The 17,552-nt window shown below is 42.5% G+C and carries 13 protein-coding genes and 1 pseudogene; 12 read left to right on the plus strand and 2 right to left on the minus strand.

Going from position 1 to position 17,552, the window contains the following annotated elements:
* Positions 1 to 18 precede the first annotated feature (18 nt).
* The 7 genes from DBT49_RS01310 (at position 19) to DBT49_RS01340 (ending at position 6,140) form a co-directional block, all read left to right on the plus strand.
* Positions 19 to 906: a substrate-binding domain-containing protein gene (locus DBT49_RS01310; RefSeq protein WP_070559528.1), complete on the plus strand. Its 888-nt coding sequence runs from the start codon at positions 19 to 21 to the stop codon at positions 904 to 906.
* A 107-nt stretch (positions 907 to 1,013) separates the two neighbouring features.
* Complete coding sequence (gene pstC, locus DBT49_RS01315) at positions 1,014 to 1,886, plus strand: phosphate ABC transporter permease subunit PstC (protein WP_070559527.1); 873 nt, start codon at positions 1,014 to 1,016, stop codon at positions 1,884 to 1,886.
* A complete protein-coding gene (gene pstA / locus DBT49_RS01320; protein WP_060777685.1) occupies positions 1,886 to 2,707 on the plus strand; it encodes a phosphate ABC transporter permease PstA in 822 nt (273 codons plus the stop codon). The genes pstC and pstA overlap by 1 nt, the downstream gene beginning before the upstream one ends.
* Before the next feature lie 37 nt (positions 2,708 to 2,744).
* Entirely contained in the window at positions 2,745 to 3,512 is a 768-nt protein-coding gene (pstB, locus tag DBT49_RS01325) for a phosphate ABC transporter ATP-binding protein PstB (protein ID WP_216403018.1), read from the plus strand.
* Between the two features lie 213 nt (positions 3,513 to 3,725).
* Positions 3,726 to 4,031 carry a DUF4298 domain-containing protein gene (locus DBT49_RS01330; protein ID WP_070559526.1) on the plus strand — a complete coding sequence of 102 codons (306 nt, stop codon included), beginning with the start codon at positions 3,726 to 3,728 and terminating at the stop codon, positions 4,029 to 4,031.
* Positions 4,032 to 4,048: 17 nt separating this feature from the next.
* Entirely contained in the window at positions 4,049 to 5,425 is a 1,377-nt protein-coding gene (locus DBT49_RS01335; protein ID WP_070559525.1) for a TrkH family potassium uptake protein, read from the plus strand.
* Positions 5,426 to 5,465: 40 nt separating this feature from the next.
* A complete protein-coding gene (locus DBT49_RS01340; RefSeq protein WP_070559524.1) occupies positions 5,466 to 6,140 on the plus strand; it encodes a potassium channel family protein in 675 nt (224 codons plus the stop codon).
* 35 nt (positions 6,141 to 6,175) lie between these two features.
* Here the strand turns inward: DBT49_RS01340 and DBT49_RS01345 are convergent, their stop codons facing one another.
* Positions 6,176 to 7,678, minus strand: a complete 1,503-nt coding sequence (locus DBT49_RS01345; protein WP_070559523.1) for a DUF1846 domain-containing protein — start codon at positions 7,676 to 7,678, stop codon at positions 6,176 to 6,178.
* A gap of 246 nt (positions 7,679 to 7,924) precedes the next feature.
* Complete coding sequence (gene uidA / locus DBT49_RS01350; protein WP_070559522.1) at positions 7,925 to 9,760, minus strand: beta-glucuronidase; 1,836 nt, start codon at positions 9,758 to 9,760, stop codon at positions 7,925 to 7,927.
* Positions 9,761 to 10,012: 252 nt separating this feature from the next.
* On the opposite strand from uidA, the gene DBT49_RS01355 reads away from it, so the two are divergent.
* The 5 genes and pseudogenes from DBT49_RS01355 to DBT49_RS01370 all read left to right on the plus strand — a co-directional run bounded on the left by DBT49_RS01355 (position 10,013) and on the right by DBT49_RS01370 (position 17,552).
* Positions 10,013 to 10,921 carry a metal ABC transporter solute-binding protein, Zn/Mn family gene (locus DBT49_RS01355; protein ID WP_070559687.1) on the plus strand — a complete coding sequence of 303 codons (909 nt, stop codon included), beginning with the start codon at positions 10,013 to 10,015 and terminating at the stop codon, positions 10,919 to 10,921.
* A gap of 44 nt (positions 10,922 to 10,965) precedes the next feature.
* A pseudogene (locus tag DBT49_RS09790) lies at positions 10,966 to 11,706 on the plus strand (pneumococcal-type histidine triad protein); the annotation flags it as partial.
* A 198-nt stretch (positions 11,707 to 11,904) separates the two neighbouring features.
* Positions 11,905 to 15,105, plus strand: a complete 3,201-nt coding sequence (locus DBT49_RS01360) for a pneumococcal-type histidine triad protein (RefSeq protein WP_407648531.1) — start codon at positions 11,905 to 11,907, stop codon at positions 15,103 to 15,105.
* A 239-nt stretch (positions 15,106 to 15,344) separates the two neighbouring features.
* Positions 15,345 to 16,358 (plus strand): lipoate--protein ligase, encoded by a 1,014-nt coding sequence (locus tag DBT49_RS01365; RefSeq protein ID WP_070559520.1) that lies wholly within the window; start codon positions 15,345 to 15,347, stop codon positions 16,356 to 16,358.
* A 273-nt stretch (positions 16,359 to 16,631) separates the two neighbouring features.
* Positions 16,632 to 17,552: an ABC transporter ATP-binding protein gene (locus DBT49_RS01370; protein WP_070559519.1), complete on the plus strand. Its 921-nt coding sequence runs from the start codon at positions 16,632 to 16,634 to the stop codon at positions 17,550 to 17,552.

Raw genomic sequence — 17,552 nt, forward strand, 5'->3', positions numbered from 1 at the left:
AGAAGGAGAGATTGTTTAATGGCATTGAAATTCAAACCACTAGGTAAGTTAGTTATGGCTTTAGGTGTAACAGCAACTTTAGCTGCTTGTGGTAACGGCGGTTCTGAAGGCTCAAATACTGCAGATGGTGGTAGTGAATCAGCTGGTGATTTCTCAGGTACTATTAACGTAACCACTCGTGAAGAAGGTTCTGGTACCCGTGATGCTTTCCAAGAAATCATTGATTTTGAAGAACCAGATGCATCTGCTTTAGTTCAAAACGGTACTGACCAAGTGCTTTCCTATGTAGCTGGAGATACATACTCCATTGGATACATCTCCCTTGGTTCTATGAACGATACCGTGAAAGCCTTGAAGATTGACGGTGTCGAAGCAACTGAAGAAAATGTTGCCAATGACAGCTATAAGATTGCTCGTCCTTTCAACATTGTTTACTCTGGTGAATTAGAAGGCGCAGCCAAAGACTTCCATGACTTTATCTTCTCTAAAGAAGGGCAAGACATTGTCTTAGAAAATGGTTATGTTCCTGTGAAGTCTGACGCTGAAGCATATAGCGGTGATGGTTCTGCAAGTGGTACCATTAATATCGCTGGTTCAACTTCTGTTGGTCCGGTTATGGAAAAACTAAAAGAAGCTTATGAACAAAAGAATCCAAATGTTCAAATTAACATTACCCAAAATGGTTCTGGTGCAGGGGTTACCGGTGCTCAAGAAGGTACAGCTGATATCGGTATGGCTTCTCGTGAATTAAAAGAAGACGAAACTGGTGTAACAGCTGAAGCAATTGCTAAAGATGGTATTGCAGTAATCGTCAACAAGGAAAACCCAACAGATGATTTATCTGTAGACCAAATTAGAGGAGTTTATACAGGAGAAATTCTTGACTGGTCAGAGCTAAATCAATAATAGCGATTAGTAAAAAGAGGCTACTCCTTTAACTAGAGGTAGCCCTTTTTATTGCTGGCCCTTTATAATATAATAGCTTAGTAGAAGAATTTTAAAGGGAGAAAAAAATGCAGAAGAATACTTTAGAAGTCGTCATGAAATGGATCTTTTTCATCTGTGCGGCTGTTTCAATTTTAGCATTATTAGCTATTTGTTATTTCATTTTTGCGGGAAGTATTCCTTTCTTGTCGGATTATGGACTAGGAAACTTCTTGTTTGGTTCTAGCTGGCGTCCGCGTCAGGGAGACTTTGGAATTGCTCCAATGATTGTTGGTTCTTTTTATGTGACTCTCTTAGCGATTGCTATTGGTGTCCCTGCAGGAATTTTTACTGCGGTCTTTATGGCCTTCTATTGTCCCAAGAAACTCCATACCTGGTTGAAACCTGCTGTTAACTTGATGGCGGGGATTCCTTCCATTGTCTATGGGTATTTTGGTTTAGTGGTTCTAGTTCCAGCTGTTCGTAGTTTCTGCCAGTCCCTACGCATTTCAAGTACCGGGATGAGCGTTTTTACAGCGGGTTTAGTTTTAGGAATTATGATTTTACCAACCATTATTACCACTTCTGAATCATCCCTAAGAGCGGTTCCTAAGTCCTACTACCAAGCCTCTGTTGGTCTGGGAGCGACCCATGATCGAACAGCTTATCGGATTATGTTGCCAGCGGCTCGGTCAGGGGTTCTTGCAGCGGTTATCTTAGGTATTGGTCGTGCGGTGGGAGAAACCATGGCGGTAATTATGGTTGCTGGTAACCAAGCCATTTTCCCTCAAGGCCTCTTCAAAGGGGTCAGAACCATGACCACTAACATTATGTTAGAAATGGCTTATGCTTCTGGGACTCACCGTGATGCCCTGATTGCGACAGGGGCAGTCTTATTTGTGGTTATCTTAATCATCAATGGTGTACTAGCTATTGTAAACCGTAAAGGAGGCAACCACTAATGGCAGATAAATTACTACGTGCTTTGACTTATCTCTTTACCTTATTTACTTTTGGTTGGTTATTTTTCATTATTCTCTATGTTCTAGTAAAAGGGGTTCCTTATTTATCACCAGAACTATTTGCTTGGAATTATACCACTGAGAATGTGTCGATGATGCCTTCTATCATCACCACCATTTACATTGTTCTAGGTTCCTTACTCATTGCAGTGCCTTTAGGAGTTTTTGCTGGTTTCTACTTGGTAGAATATGCTGGTAAAAATAATAAATGGGTGGAAGCCATTCGAATTGCTACAGATACCTTGACAGGGGTACCCTCCATTGTGTATGGTTTATTCGGTATGCTTGCCTTTGTTTTGGCAGCACAATTCCAGTATTCCGTTTTAGCCGGGATTTTAACCATGGCAATCATGGTCTTACCCTTAATTATCCGTAATACCGAAGAAGGTTTAATGTCAGTTAACGATAGCTTACGCTTTGCCTCATATGGCTTAGGGGCAGGTAAGTTACGGACCATCTTTAGGATCGTTTTACCAGTGGCTATGCCAGGGATCTTATCAGGGGTTATCTTGGCTATCGGGCGTATCGTAGGTGAAACGGCAGCTCTTATGTATACCTTAGGGACTTCGACTAGCTTACCAAAATCACTCTTTTCATCCGGGAGAACCTTAGCCTTACATATGTACGTGCTTTCCACTGAAGGCTTACACCGTAACGAAGCGATGGCAACGGGTGTGGTATTGCTGATCTTAGTTTTAATTATTAACGGAACATCAACATGGCTATCCAATAAATTGGGAGCACAAGGAGGACAACAATAAAATGGCTGAACAAACAAAAACGCCGATGAAATTAAAGATGAGTGCCCATAATATGGACCTCTGGTATGGTAATTTCCAGGCTTTGGAAGATATTGATATTGAAATTTATGAAAAACAAGTGACTGCTTTGATCGGACCTTCTGGATCAGGGAAATCCACCTTTCTTAAATCTTTAAACCGTATGAATGACCTGGTTGATGGTTGCCGGATTGACGGAACCATTGAATTAGAAGGTAAAAATATTTACGATAAAAATATCAACCTTAACCTTTTACGTAAGGAAGTAGGGATGGTTTTCCAACAACCTAACCCCTTCCCAATGAGTATTTACGATAACGTGGCTTATGGCCCTCGTACCCACGGTATCCGTGATAAAAATGAACTTGATCAAATTGTGGAAGAATCCTTACGTGGTGCAGCTATTTGGGACGAAGTCAAGGATGACTTGTCTAAGAGTGGTTTAGCTATTTCTGGTGGGCAACAACAACGGGTATGTATTGCGCGTGCCTTAGCCGTTAAACCAGAAGTCTTACTCATGGACGAACCCACTTCAGCCTTGGACCCAATATCCACTTTGAAGATTGAAGACTTAATTAATGATCTTAAAGAAGAATATACCATTGTCATCGTGACCCATAACATGCAACAAGCTGCCCGGGTATCCGACTACACGGCCTTCTTCTATGCTGATCCAGAATTAGGCGGTGGCCATTCTAGAATTATCGAGTATGGCCCAACGGAACAAATCTTTAACAACCCTCAACAAGAACAAACTGCCGACTATGTGGCTGGTCGTTTTGGTTAGTGGAACTTGCCTTTTACAATTGAAAAGAAGCTTTCAGGACTTGGTTAAGGCCAGGTCCTCTTTTTTTAGAAATAGAAAATAATTGAAAAATTGTCTTATTACTTGGAGAAAAAGCTAGCTTATTAGAAGTATTAGGCGTACAATTCATAGTTATTGAGAGTGAATATATGCGCTAGCCGGAAATAATGGCTTAGCAAGTTAAGGAGGATGTTGATGGAAACAGAAGCTAGAATCCAGGCAATGGAAAACCATGCCGATCAAGTGGCCGCTTTACTTACTGATTTTTCTAAGTCTTTAGAGGCATATGCTAAGGGTCAAGCTGCCGTAAATAAACTTAGCGACTATTATGGGAGTGAAGAATGGTATCATGATTTTGAGGCTTCTAACCAGGGAGCTCTTCCTAGTGACTTAAAATGTGGTGTGCTTTCTGAGGATCAAGTCTATAATTTACTTACAGATAACTATGATTTAGCTATCCGTATGCTAGAAATAGCCACACAAGTTATTAAAAATTATTAAGAATAAAGAGGGTAGTCATGTTAAATTTTTTTAAGCGCTTAAATGTTTCTCAAAAGATTGCTTTTTCTTTCATGAGTGTGATTTTAGTAGGGTCCTTACTCTTATCCCTACCGATCGCCCATACGGCGACTTCTACTGCAACTTATTTAGACCATTTGTTTATTTCAGTATCAGCCGTTTGTGTGACTGGTTTATGGACCGAATCCATTTATGATTCTTATAATATTATCGGACAAATGGTGATGCTAGCCCTGATCCAAACGGGTGGCTTGGGCTTGATGACTATTATTGGGTCCATCTACCATACCATTGGACAAAACATTGGTTTGAAAAATCAAATAGCCACTGGCGCGGCCCTTAACCACAGCGAAAATTACAAAATTGGCGACTTCCTAACCCGAATTATTCGCTATACGGCGATTATTGAGGGGACTGGCTTTATCTTATTGTCGACCTACTTTGTGCCTCGCTTCGGCTGGGCTAAGGGGCTCTGGAATGGTCTCTTTACAGCTATCTCAGCTTTCTGTAATGCTGGCTTTGATATTATGGGAAACAATTCCCTAATTGATCTTAAGACAGTCCCGGTATTAAATTGGACCATCATGGCCCTCATCGTCCTGGGTGGAATTGGTTTCAGTGTTTGGTTTGATATTACTAATCAAATCAAAAATTATGCTAAGAAAAGTAATGGACGCAAACTGAGTTTTTATTTTAAACACTTAAGTCCCCATACCAAGTTAGTTCTTATCGTTACTAGCCTAGTTATTCTGACTGGAGCCTCTTTATTTTTACTCGTGGAGTGGAATAATCCTGGTACCATTGGGCCGTTATCGCTTGGTGATAAGATTATGACCGCCTTTTTCCAAACCATCACTATGCGTACTGCCGGCTTTGCCACTGTGGATTACACGGCCTGCCGCCCCGTGTCCTTGTTGATCTTTGTTCTCACCATGTTCATTGGTGGGGGTGCCGGGGGTACTGCCGGTGGGTTAAAGGTAACCACCTTTGCCTTAACCATTATGTTAGCCTTGCGCGAGGTGCGGCAAATTAAGCATGTCAACTTTGACCGGCATACGATTCCAGATGCTGCGGTTCGTCAATCTTTTACCATAGCTTTAATGTATGTTAGTGCTCTCTTCATTGGGTCGGCCTTATTATTAACTTTTGATCCAGGCCAGCGCTACTTACACTTATTATTTGAAGCCATTTCAGCCTTGGCGACAGTTGGGGTCTCTGCTGGCTTGACGCCTAACCTTTCCTTAGCTAGCCACATTGTTTTAATGCTATTAATGTTTGTTGGCCGTATCGGTCCAATGACCATGGCTTTAAGTTTGAGACGGAATCGGAACAATTATGATATTCGCTATGCGAAGACCAATATTCTTATTGGGTAGATGAGAAAGAAATAAAAAATAATAGGATAAGGGAGTCATTATGAGTAAAGCAAATCGTGTTATTGGTGTTATGGGCTTAGGCCTCTTTGGTTCTGCCTTGGTTAAGCGACTAGCAACCAAGGGAATTGATGTGATTGCTTGTGACCGCATGGAAAAACATGTCAACGACTTGGAAGATTGTCTAACCATAGGTAGTGTAGGAGACTTTACTGACCTCGACTTTATGCGAGAAGCTGGTTTTGGAAATTGCGATATTATTGTGATTGGAACCGGTGAAAACCTCGAGGCTGCCGTTCTCGGTGTGATTAATTGTCAAGAATTAGGGGTCAACCACATTATCTGTAAGGCGAAGAACCAACGTTTTGCCCAAGCCTTGTTAGCGCTAGGGGTTTCGCGAGTGATTCTTCCTGAAGAGGAATCAGGCTACCATATCGCTGATGTTATCAGCCGCCAATCCATTGAAGACCTGATTAATCTGGATGAAGAAACCGCCATTGTTGAATTCCGGGCTCCGGAAAAATGGATCAATGTCACTTTGGATGAATTAGATGTCAGACAGAAATACGATCTCAATATTATCGGGATCAGGAAACATCTAAAGGAAACCCTAAATACCCAATTCCAACCGGATTATCGTTTTGCTAAAGACGATATTATCGTGGCTGTAGCCAATAATGAAAAATTTGATCAAATTGATTACTTAGAACGTTTATAATAAGCAAAAAACAGGCCGCGGCCTGTTTTTTGTTTTTATTGATAATAGAGATTTTCATTAGGGAAGACAGGGTCATTAGTGACATCGATACCTAAACTCTTCAAGGTTTTTTCATTGTCTTTAGTGAGTATGTAGGTTGAGTGAGCTTGGGTGCCGTCCAGGGCTTTTAATTGGTCATAAGCCATTTGGGCGGTTGGATTGGTTGACGCTGAGATAGCTAGGGCAATGAGTAATTCATTGGCAGTTAGGATCGGTGTCCGGTCACGTAAAGGGCCGGTTTTGAGTTCTTGAATGGTTTGTAAAATGAGTGGTGATAAGAGGTTAATCGGATCAGCAATACCAGCTAGTACCTTTAAGCTGTTTAGGATGACTGCACCTGAGGCGTCCATCAGGTCACTGCTACGCCCAGTAACAATTTGACCATCATCTAAAGCCAAGGCCATGACGGGTTGGTCTTCTTCGGAATTGAAGCGGTCTTGGACTTCTTTAGCATATTGGCGTGCTTCTTTGACAGGAATGCGGTCTTCTTGTTTGAGGTTGGAGTCTTCCATAATTAATTGCATCCGTGACAAGGCTTCTTCATCGACCAGACCACTCTTATAATCGTTTTCTGTTTGGAAGGAACGGCGGATGATTTCTTCATTAGCTGCCTGACGGACCACTTCGTCATCAATAATGCCAGCCTTGACACAGTTCACGCCCATGTCGGTAGGGGATTGGTAGACAGTTTCATGGGTAATGCTTTGTAGGATGCGGCGGATGACTGGGAACATCTTTAAGTCGCGGTTGTAATTAACAGCGACTTCCCCATAAGCGTCGTAGTGATAATTATCAATCATATTGACGTCTTTTAAGTCCACCGTCGCTGCTTCATAGGCAATATTAACCGGGTGGTTGAGGGGGAGGTTCCAGACTGGGAAGGTTTCAAATTTGGCGTAAGATGCCCGGACTCCACGCTTCCATTCATGGTAGAGCTGGTTAAGGCAGGTGGCTAGTTTTCCAGAGCCGGCACCTGGACCAGAGACAACCACAATCGGTTTTGTGGTTTCAATATAAGGGTTGACTTCAAAACCATTTTCTCCTAAAAGGTCAACGTTAGTGGGGTAACCCTTAATTTCTTGGTGGGTGTAGACCTTAATTCCCCGTCGTTCGAGATTATGCATAAAGTTTGTGGCATTCGCCTCACCATGGTAGCGGGTGATGAGGACACTGTTAACAGAAATATCTAAGGCATGGTATTCGTCGATTAAACGTAAGACTTCAAGGTCATAAGTGATGCCATAGTCGCCCCGCATCTTGTTACTTTCAATGTCTCCAGCATAGACACAGATAATAATTTCAGCTTGGTCCTTCATTCTCTCCAAGAGTTTCAATTTGGCATCTTCATCGAAACCTGGAAGGACCCGTTTGGCGTGCTTATCGCCGATTAATTTTCCCCCAAATTCCAGGTAGAGCTTATCTTTGCCTTCAACGCGCTTAAAGATATACTTAGACTGTTCTTCAAGATACTTTTTAGTGTCAAAACCAATTTTACCCATACTCTTACACTCACTTTCTCTTTTTTATTAACGATCAAGTGATCGTTACTTGTCTCGGTTCATTTGTCAGTCCAACAAATGAACACCTACAATATGATACACGAAAAAGCTCGCTTGCACAGTAGAAAAAAATAATTCTCGTAAAATATTAGTCAAAAACGATAAAAAGCAAAGACTGATTCCCATTATTTCAAGCTTTTGGCGAAAAGGGACCAGCTTTGCTTTAAATGATTTTATCAATTAGGCTTAGTTTTCTATCGTTTTATAATTAAAGTTTGGTATCTTTTGCCAGCGGTCCTTAAGGAAACGAACCACCATTTTCGGTTCCCGGGCCCGGTTAAAGATACCTTTTTTGTTGCCTTGAACCCGTTGAACGCCAACCTTGGTTTGAAAGTCAGCGAAATTCCAGAGTTGCTCGCCGACAAAGTTATCCACTTGGTCAAAGACCCGAGACATCATGACATAGTAATCCCATTGGAATTCTTCCGTGAAGGGTTGGCGCTCGACAGCATGAAGGCCAGCAACCGTATCCACCCCATATTCCGTGTACATGATCGGTTTATCTGGATAGAGGACTTGCCAGTCTTGTAATTCTTTGAGGCTCAGCTCTTCAGCTAGGTCAAAATCAGCGGTTTGGGTATACCAGCCGTAATAGCGGTTAAGGCAAATGACATCAACCAGGTCAGAACATTGGTCAGTATCCGGAGTGGCTAAGAGGATATTGATCATAGTTAGTGGACGTTTTTGGGGGTCGAGCGACCGAGCTAATTCAAAGAGCGGGGCAAAATAATCATGAGCTTCCGGGTTGAAAGTGGCAGCTTCGTTGGCTAAGGACCACATCACTACACAGGCGTGGTTTTTATCTCTTTGAATCAGTTCGCGGATAACTTGTTCATGGGCTGCTTGGGTATCGAGTTCTTGGAAAGTGTCATCGCGGTAAGTTTTTGGGTCAAAGTTAGACATATTAAAACCAAAGGAGGACATAATTCCCACCCCGGTGGTTTCATCGATAACGACAATCCCTTCCCGGTCACAGAGCTGCATCATTTCCTCGGAATAAGGATAGTGGGAGGTACGGATAGAGTTGGCTCCCATGCTCTTTAAGAGGTTAATATCCAAGACATTATACACAGGATCAAAACCACGACCATGGGCGTAGCTATCTTCATGTTTACCACAACCCTTGAAATAGAAGGGTTCTTGGTTAATTAGAAATTGGCCATTTTTAACTTCGACCTTACGAATCCCAAAGTTTTGCCGGTAGGTGTCCACCAGGTCACCGTCTCGATAGAGGTCGACTTGGGCAGTATAGAGATAGGCATTCAGTGGTTGCCAGAGATGGGGTTGGTCTAGGTAAAATTCACTCTCATTCGCCTTCCCCTCGGCAACTAACTTTTCAGCTTCATCGTAAATACTTATTTGATAGGATAACCCGTCATTAAGCTTTGAATCAATCGAAACATCAAAGCTGACTTTAGCTTGGTCTAAGGAATCATTTAAGTCGGGCAGGATAGTGAGGTCACTTAGGCGGGCTGATTTGGAGCTAGTATAGATGACAATGGAGCGGTTAAGCCCAGCGTAATTGAAGAAATCAAAGTTCTCATCCAATTTTCGTTGGATCTTTCCTTGGTCATCTTTCTTTTCATGGTAGTGGCCCACGGGTAGGGTGGTGTGGTCAAGGATATTGGAGAGGAGAACAGTTAGGCGGTTAGGCTCAGAAAAAGAAACTGCGTCCGTAATCTTGCACTCAAAGGGAGTAAAGCCCCCTTGGTGATGGGTGACTTCTTGACCATTGACATAGACCCAAGCTTGGTGGGTTGCAGAGCCAAAGCGGAGGAAGATATCCTGGTCAGCTAAAGTCTTGGGTAGGCTGAAGTCTCTTTGATAGTAAAAGTAGCCGACATGGTTGCGAATGGCTGGATCGGCGACTTGGTCATTGAAGGAGGCAGGGACTGCAACACTTTGCCAGTGGTCTAAGGGGTCCTTAGGATCATAACTTTCTTGGTCTTCTTTAATGCGGAAGCGCCAGTTGCCATCGAGTGATAAGACACTACGACATGAGTTAGTTTGTGGATATAACATCTTCATTTCCTTTCTATGGATTTTCTCTTAGCCAGCCTCTTGGTCATGGTTAGGGATAAATCTTCTTGTTATTACTTTAACAGGCCTTTTGTAGAAACAGAAATAAAAGCGCCGGCAAAAATAAATCGTAATATTTACGATTTACTATTGACTTCGATCGGGAGAATCGATAATATAAATCGTAAGAGTTACGATTTAAAATTAAGAGGAGGAAATCAAGTGAAAAAATCGGTTAAAAGCCTAGTCTTTAGCATGCTTTTACTCGCTTTATTAGCGTTGACTGGTGCTTGTACGAAGAATACTGGGGATAAAGAAGTCAAGGGGCTAAATATTGTCACCAGTTTTTACCCAATTTATGAAATGACCCGGGCGGTTTCAGGAGACTTGAATACTGTGCAAATGATTCAAAGTGGAGCCGGTATTCATTCCTTTGAACCCTCAGCCAATGATATTGCTGCCATTGAAAAGGCAGATGTCTTCGTTTATCATTCGCGGACTTTGGAGGGTTGGGCCAAGAACCTTAAGGAAAACCTGAAAGATTCTCCAGTCAAAGTCATCGAAGGATCAGAAGACTTAACTCTAGACAAGGTTCCTGGCTTAGAAGACCTCGACCCTGGTCAAGAAGTCGATGAAAAAACACTCTATGACCCCCACTCCTGGCTTGATCCGGTACTTGTCGGTCAAGAGGTGCAAAGTATTGCTAAGCAATTAAGTGCGATTGATCCTGACCATGCAGCAATCTATCAAAAGAACGCTGACGACTATCAAGCCCAGGCCCAAGACCTAGTGGATAAATACCAAGATCAATTTAAAGAGGTCAAGCAAAAAACTTTTGTCACCCAGCACACAGCTTTTTCTTATTTAGCTAATCGCTTTGGATTACGGCAACTAGGCATATCGGGAATTTCACCGGACCAAGAGCCCAGTGCCCAACAAATGGCTGAAATTCAAGACTTTGTAAAGACTTACCAGGTTAAGACCATTTTCGTTGAGCCTCAAGTGTCTACCAAAATTGCTGAGGTCATTTCCCAAGCGACGGGGGCCCAATTGGATACCTTAAGTCCCTTGGAAGCTGACCCCCAAAATGATAAAGGGCTATTAGGAAATATCGAGATGAATTTACAAACCCTCTTGAAGCATTTACAAGAAGATAAAAAGTAGAAAGTGAGTGAATAATTGTGGAGAAGAAAAACATTAAGCAAGCCATTCTGGCCTGCTCAGCCTCAGCACTCTTATTAGGAGGGGGCTATTATTGGGGCTACTCCCAGGGACATTCAGGCAATGAATCGGGAATTAATTATGTGGCTGACCAAGGCCTGGAAAAAGATGGGGCTGAAGTCAAGAAATTGTCTCATGCGGATGATGAAATCGAAGCAGAACAAATCGTGGTGAAGATCACTGATGATGGCTATGTCACTTCTCACGGCGATCATTTTCACTATTACAATGGTAAGGTTCCTTATGATGCCATTATTAGTGAAGAATTAATTATGCGAGACCCCAACTACAAACTCCGTCAAGAAGATATCGTAAACGAAGTTCGGGATGGCTATATCATTAAGGTGAACGGCAAATATTACCTCTATCTAAAAGATCCTAATAAGGCCGTTAATGTGCGGACCAAGGAAGAAATTGAAGAGCAGAGAAAACTGCACAATGTTAAAGAAGACGGTAGCCACGGAGGACATGCCATGACTAAGGCTGAGGCCCAAGCTGTCCAAGCAGCTAAAGCCCAAGGCCGTTATACCACCGATGATGGCTATGTCTTTACCGTGGGTAGCATTGTCCAAGATACTGGGGACGCTTATATTTGTGCCCATGGCGACCACTTCCACTATGTACCTAAGGCAGATCTTTCCCCAGCGGAACGGGCGGCTGCAGCTGCCTATATGGCTGGACGATCAGGCACTTCTCAGTCAGGATCCGCGGGCCCTTCGCATAGTAGTGGACAAAGCATCGTTAGCCAACGTTTAAATAATAGTCCTTATGCTGGTTTAGTGAATGGGAATAATAACTGGCAAAATCCACAAGGAGCATCAGGACAAACAAGCCCTCAACATCAAGCCAACCAGCAATCCCCCCAAGCAAGTCAGGGACAACGGCCTGGCTTAGACGGTTTATTAGACCAACTTTATAAGCTGCCAATGAATCAACGCCATGTGGAGTCTGATGGCTTAGTTTTTGATCCGGTTAAGGTCACCAAAAGAAATAACTTTGGCTATGTCCTTCCCCATGGGGACCACTTCCATATTATTCCTTTTAACCAACTATCCGATTTGGAAATTGCAGCCACTGAAGCTTATTTAAAGTCTGGAAACTACAATTATCAAGCGCCTAAAGACCATTCAAAAACGACAGCATCTAATAAGAAACCGCAAACGGGTCCACAGCCTGAGAAAAAAGACCAAGCATCTCCTGGGCAAAAAGAGCCAGCAGGGCAGAAAAACCAGGACCATGGCCAAGGCAAAAAAGATCAAGGGAAGGATTTGAGCCCCTTAGAAGAAGCGCGACGTCAGGGACGTTATACTACCGACGATGGCTATATCTTTACCCCCGAATCTATCGTTTCCGACCAAGGCGATGGTTATATCTGTCAGCACGGCGATCATTTCCACTATGTCCCTAAGGATGATTTAAGTGCTAATGAGCGCGCCCAAGCCAAGGCATATCTTAATAAGAGTAGCGGGCAAGCGGGGGCAGAGCAAGAGCAGACTGAAAAAGTCATTAAGCCCTTAGACCCAGTTCGCCCGCAAGTGAATAAACCAGGCTTTAAACCTAGCCAAATCGACCATCCTCAAGAAAGTGAAGCACAGCCGCAAAAAGATCTAAACCAAAGTCAGGCAAATAGTCAAAAAACCTTAGAGCAAATGTTGGACGAACTCTACGCTCTTCCTCTAAAAGAACGCCATAGGGAAGGGGATGGCTTATTATTCGATCCGATGAAAGTGACACGCAAGACCAAATTTGGCTATGTTCATCCCCATGGTGACCATCATCATGTGATTCCTTTGCAAGAATTATCCGCTCTTGAAATTGCTGCAACGGAGGCTCATCTCAACAATCCTTCTTATATTTACCAAGCTGGGAAAACCGATCAAGAAAGTAAACCTTCAGATTCCCATGGTGAAGAGATAAATAGTCAAGCAGATGAGTCTAAGAAGCCAGCCAGCCAGCTGGAGAATAGCCAAGAGGAGAAAGACCAAGATAAGGTAAACTTCCTTGCTCTGGCTCAAAAAATCGCTAAATCGGCTAAAGGTAAAGATCATAAAACCTATACCACTGATGACGGCTATCGTTTTAGCCCAGAGTCGATCGTAGAGTATGACAGTAAGGGATTTATCACCCAACATGGTGATCACAGTCACTATGTTCCCTTTGCTGATTTGGATGATGAAGAGATTCGTCAAGCACAGGATTATGTGAATAGCGGGAAAAAGGTAATTAAGTTTGTCGAAGCAAGTCAGGATTCTGCTGATGAAATCGATAAGAAACTTTCTTTAATCGCCCTGGAAAGTGGGATTAATAAGGCCGATCTTAAAGTAACCGGCAATAAAGTCATTGTTCCGCATGGTAATCATAGTCATCTGAAGAATTTATCCGATTATCCTTCCTATCTAAGAGCGAGTGATTTTTCTACTGTTGAAGAATATAAAGACTATATTTTAGGATTAAAATTGAGTCAGTTCAAATTGGCACATGGTCTCCAAGATAAAGAGGTTTTACGTGATGGTGACCAGTTATTTGCTGTTCTCGCGGATAAAACGATTGCTAAAAAACTTGATGAGATTACTTTACCGATAGACTATGAAACTGTTTCATTTAGTTCTTCTAAAAATGACCAAGATGAGAAGAAGGAAGAAATTGTAGCAGAGCAGCCACAAGCTACCCCTATTCCTGAAGGCCTCTTTACCCCTCAGCAATTGGCAGCAGTGAATATACAAATGGCCTATCCGGAAAGAGAAGAAAATGGGGCTTTCTTGGTTTACCATATTGATCACTGGCACAAAATCGAAAATATCCATTTAAATGCTTGGTTTAACCAAGATAAGGAAAAAATTGAAAAGGCTAAGGCAAGTATGCGCTATTTAATCGCTCATCCTGAAGCTAAAATGCCACCTAAAAATGGTTTTGGTGTCCCTCATAATCAATCGGCGGATGACAAGGATTTCTATGTAACCTTTAATGGTAAAAAGTATAAGGCTTTTGGAAAGGGGCTCCAAGCGGGACCTTATAATACTGGATCTGAAGGCTATGTTTTCAGTAAGGATAATATCTTAGGGGTGGATGACCATGGTGTAACCACCGAGCACCGAGAAGATGGCCATGCCCATACCCACTATATTGAATTTGGCGAATTAAAGGGCTATGAACTTGCCCAAGTGGAAGAATGGATGGAAGAACAGGGGATAGCAGTTGAAAAAACTAAGAACCAAAGCCCTCAAATTGATCCAGAAAGTGTTGTGCCTGACAAGCGTGATGACCGCTACGTCTTCGAAGGTGAAAATGGCAAGGAATTTTATGTCTATCCATTTGAATTAAGACCGGAGCAAATTGCTGCAGTCGAAGCGGTCTTAGCTAGAAAAGCACTTGATCCTCAAGCAGTGATAAGCAAGGATGACGATGGTTACCACTTTAAAGTGAATGGAAAGTCCGTGGTCTACCCTGCTGAAGCTTTATCCGATTACCAAGTTGAAAAAATTGAACGGCAACTTTTCTTGAAGAATTTCCAAGCAGATAAGGTGCTTAGCCGCTTTTCACGGGGATACCTCTTCCAATTTGACCAAGGCAACCAGTACTTCAGTCAGTCTGAACTCTCAAAAGAACAAATTGCCGCGGTAGAAGAAGTCTTGCAGCAAAGAAATAGCAAGGCTCCAGATAATGAGCCGGCCACCGATTCAAAAGCGGCTGCCGAGCAAAAAAACGATGCTGAACGGATTGAAACGGCAAAAGAAGCCTTTCTAGCTTCTCATGGCTTTAACCCTGAAGAAGTAAAATCCAGAACTGCTGGAGGCTACATCTTTGAAATCTTCGGCACGGAATATAAGCTGACAGTCTATAAGCCAGAATCCGGACAAGCTAAAAAGGCCAGTGAATTAAGTCCTGACCAAGTTGCTGCAGTGGAAGCTGTGCTCAAATCCCGTGAGCAAGAAAGGGCCAAGTTAACTTCTGAAAGCAATCACAATCCGTCCTTAGATCATAGTGAGGACAAGAAAGGTCTAGCAGAAAATGTGCTTACTGAAGCAGTCAATTCAGAAAATACTGAAGCCGAAAAAATCGATGACCAACAAGTCTTGCCAGAAAATAGTGAGACCAACCTGCCCACTGCAATCCAAGCGACGGATTAAACAGTGAAAACTCAGGTGATTTGATAAATTCAGTCATCTTATCTTAAAGAAATTTATTGAAGATAAGCTACTAAGATAAGGCACTCCCTCTAAAGTTAACTTGAAACAAGCTAAAAACTTTAGGGGGAGTTTTTTCTTGGCCCTTGGCTTATCAACCGCTTTCATTATCAGTTAAATTTGCTATAATAAGCTCTGGTAAGATTTATTAAATATGAATTGTCATGAGAGGAAGGAAAACAATGATTTTTGTAGATAATAATAATCACTACGATGCTTCGGTTAATATTGCCTTGGAGACCTATTTAGTTGAAAACCGCCTAGTCGATGAACCCATCCTACTATTTTATATCAATGATCCTTCAATTATTATTGGACGCAACCAAAATACCTATGAAGAGATTAACCAACGTTATGTGGATGAGCATAATATCCAAGTGGTTCGTCGCATGTCTGGTGGGGGAGCAGTTTATCATGACCGGGGTAACTTTTCCTTCTGCTTTATTAAAGATGATGATGGCAGTTTCCGTGACTTTGCTTCCTTTACTAAACCGGTTATCGATGCCCTCCACAAGATGGGGGTAGAAGGCGCTGCCCTAAAGGGTCGTAATGACTTAGTGATTGGCGACCAAAAATTTTCCGGTAACGCTATGTACGCTAAGGACGGTCGGATGACTGCCCACGGAACCATTTTATTTGATGCTGACCTGAATGAGGTTAACAATGCCCTGAAACCCCGTAAAGAAAAATTCGAATCTAAAGGGATTAAGTCGGTTCGCTCACGGGTAACCAATATCAAACCCTTTGTCGACGAAGAGTATAAGAACCTTTCCACAGAAGAGTTTCGTGACCGGATTCTACTAGAAATCTTTGGGGTTGAAAGTCGTGAAGAAGTCCCTGAGCTAAAATTAACCCCTGAAATTTGGCAAGGGGTCATGGATTTACGGGCTGAACGGATGGGAAACTGGAATTGGAATTATGGCCAATCCCCTGACTTTGATATTCAAGCCTCGCATAAATTTCCCTTCGGATTTGTGGACTTGCGTTTAAATGTTTCTAAGGGACTCATTAGTCAAGCGAAGATCTACGGGGACTTCTTCGGCCTAGGAGAAATTTCTGATGTGGAAGAAAGCTTGGAGGGAGTTAAATACGACCGTCAAGCCATGATTGATGCTCTAAGCGATTTAGATTTAAATAAATACCTCGGTGATATCAGTGCGGAAGAATTAGTGGATATTGTTTTCCAAAAAGCCTAGAAAAATCCTCCTTGGGGATATTTTGAGGAAAAACTCTAAAACTGTCTGTATGAGAGAGCAGTCTGTGGATAAAAACTGAATAACAATAAGGGAGCTGTAACCAAGTGGAAAAATCCTGCCTAAGCAATAGAAAAGCAGGCCCCAGTCACAGCTCCTTTTTGTCTGTTTCCATTTCTTTAGAAAGTCTTTAGAATTGCTTGGGAATCTATTGAGAAGCGGCTGGCATAATAAACAGTGTCAAGAAGAGATCAGATATGAAAGTGAGGGATTAGCATGGAAGAAGTGCTAAGAGTTGACCAGCTGACCAAGACTTATGGCAAGCAAGTAGCCTTAGACCAAGTGTCTTTAAGTCTTAAGGCAGGAGAAATTTATGGCTTAATTGGCCGCAATGGAGCAGGGAAAACCACCCTGCTCAAAGCGATAGTCCGTTTGATCAAACCAAGCTCGGGTAAAGTGTCCTTGTTCCATTCAGGAAGTAGCCGGGAGTGGACCAAGGCCTTGGAACGCACTGGGGCAGTCATTGAAAGTCCCGTGGCCTATGACGCCTTAACTGCAGAGCAAAATTTACATTATTATTGTAAATTACGTGGGGTTGTGGATGAAGACCGGGTGGTAAAGGAAACCTTAGACTTGGTTGGCCTGACCCAAGACCGCAAGAAAGCCTATAAATCCTTTTCCATGGGGATGAAACAAAAATTAGGCATTGGGATTGCCTTATTAACCCAGCCTGACCTACTCATCCTCGATGAGCCCATCAATGGCTTAGACCCAATTGCCATCAGCCATTTCCGTCAATTAGTTAAACGGCTAAGCCAGGAAAAGCAAATGACTATTATCATTTCTAGTCATATTCTTTCTGAACTTTATCAAACAGCTAGCCGCTTCGGCTTCATTAACCAGGGGCGACTTATCCAAGAAATGACTAAAGAGGAATTTGAGCAAATGAACCGGGAGTATATTGTCTTACAAACTAGTCAAGTGCCCCAGGCCAGCCGCTTATTGTCTGAACAAGGGCAATCGAATTTTAAAGTGGTGGATGAAGAAACCATTCACATTTTTACTTCTGACCAAAAGATTCAGCCCTACATCCAGCTATTTAGTCAAGCAGATGTGCCTATCGATGCCATTTATTTTTCGCACAAAAACTTAGAAGATTATTTCACCGGAATTGTCGAAGAGAAAGGAGACCAATAG

Origin of the sequence: Aerococcus mictus, from assembly GCF_003286595.3 — a bacterium.
Taxonomy (GTDB): domain Bacteria; phylum Bacillota; class Bacilli; order Lactobacillales; family Aerococcaceae; genus Aerococcus; species Aerococcus mictus.

Coding starts and splice junctions, on each gene's coding strand:
- DBT49_RS01310 (WP_070559528.1), top strand. CDS start 19: ATGGCATTGAAATTCAAACCACTAGGTAAGTTAGTTATGGCTTTAGGT.
- pstC (WP_070559527.1), top strand. CDS start 1,014: ATGCAGAAGAATACTTTAGAAGTCGTCATGAAATGGATCTTTTTCATC.
- pstA (WP_060777685.1), top strand. CDS start 1,886: ATGGCAGATAAATTACTACGTGCTTTGACTTATCTCTTTACCTTATTT.
- pstB (WP_216403018.1), top strand. CDS start 2,745: ATGAGTGCCCATAATATGGACCTCTGGTATGGTAATTTCCAGGCTTTG.
- DBT49_RS01330 (WP_070559526.1), top strand. CDS start 3,726: ATGGAAACAGAAGCTAGAATCCAGGCAATGGAAAACCATGCCGATCAA.
- DBT49_RS01335 (WP_070559525.1), top strand. CDS start 4,049: ATGTTAAATTTTTTTAAGCGCTTAAATGTTTCTCAAAAGATTGCTTTT.
- DBT49_RS01340 (WP_070559524.1), top strand. CDS start 5,466: ATGAGTAAAGCAAATCGTGTTATTGGTGTTATGGGCTTAGGCCTCTTT.
- DBT49_RS01345 (WP_070559523.1), bottom strand. CDS start 7,678: ATGGGTAAAATTGGTTTTGACACTAAAAAGTATCTTGAAGAACAGTCT.
- uidA (WP_070559522.1), bottom strand. CDS start 9,760: ATGTTATATCCACAAACTAACTCATGTCGTAGTGTCTTATCACTCGAT.
- DBT49_RS01355 (WP_070559687.1), top strand. CDS start 10,013: ATGCTTTTACTCGCTTTATTAGCGTTGACTGGTGCTTGTACGAAGAAT.
- DBT49_RS01360 (WP_407648531.1), top strand. CDS start 11,905: ATGAATCAACGCCATGTGGAGTCTGATGGCTTAGTTTTTGATCCGGTT.
- DBT49_RS01365 (WP_070559520.1), top strand. CDS start 15,345: ATGATTTTTGTAGATAATAATAATCACTACGATGCTTCGGTTAATATT.
- DBT49_RS01370 (WP_070559519.1), top strand. CDS start 16,632: ATGGAAGAAGTGCTAAGAGTTGACCAGCTGACCAAGACTTATGGCAAG.